The organism is Arthrobacter sp. PsM3 (genome assembly GCF_030433895.1).
Taxonomy (GTDB): Bacteria; Actinomycetota; Actinomycetes; order Actinomycetales; family Micrococcaceae; genus Arthrobacter.
The window spans coordinates 1-621 of record NZ_JARUXE010000116.1 but is presented as its reverse complement, the minus strand read 5'-3'; the positions used below and the strand labels follow the sequence as shown (position 1 = coordinate 621).

General features: G+C 72.3%; 1 protein-coding gene. It reads left to right on the top strand.

Annotated features, from left to right (window positions below; genetic code table 11):
• Window positions 1-621 (top strand): glucose-6-phosphate dehydrogenase assembly protein OpcA (locus tag QCD75_RS21835; protein ID WP_301231619.1); only part of this gene is annotated, 621 nt, incomplete at both ends.

Below are 621 nucleotides of genomic sequence, written 5' to 3'. Positions count from 1 at the left end.
GCCTCCGAGGTCATCCTGCTGCGCGGCTACGGCGAACTGGCGGAGGAAAGCGAGTCCCTCGTCGCGGCGCTGCTGCTGCCGGACGCGCCGATTGTGGCCTGGTGGCCGCACGGGGCCCCGAAGGCCGCCTGTGAGACGTCCATCGGCCGGATCGCGCACCGCCGGATCACCGACTCGGCCAACGAGTCCGATCCGCAGCGCGCGCTGGACAACATCCGCCGCACCTACAAGGCCGGCGACACGGACCTGGCCTGGACCCGCCTGACCAACTGGCGGATCCAGCTCGCCGCGGTCCTGGACCAGGTGGACGGCTCACCGGTGACGGCCGTCGCCGTCGAAGGCGCGTCGGACTCCCCCAGCACCATCCTGCTGGCGGCATGGCTGACCCTGGCCCTGGACGCCCCGGTGACGATTGTCGCGGACCCGGCCGGCACCGGGATCCGGCGCGTGCGCCTGACCCGCACCGCGGGCGACGTCCAGCTGTTCCGGCCGGGCCTGACCGTGGCGGAACTGACCCAGCCCGGACAGCCCGTGCAACGGATCTCCCTGCCGCGCCGGAGCCTGAAGGACTGCCTCGCCGAAGAACTCCGCCGCCTCGACCCGGATGAAGTGTTCGGTGAA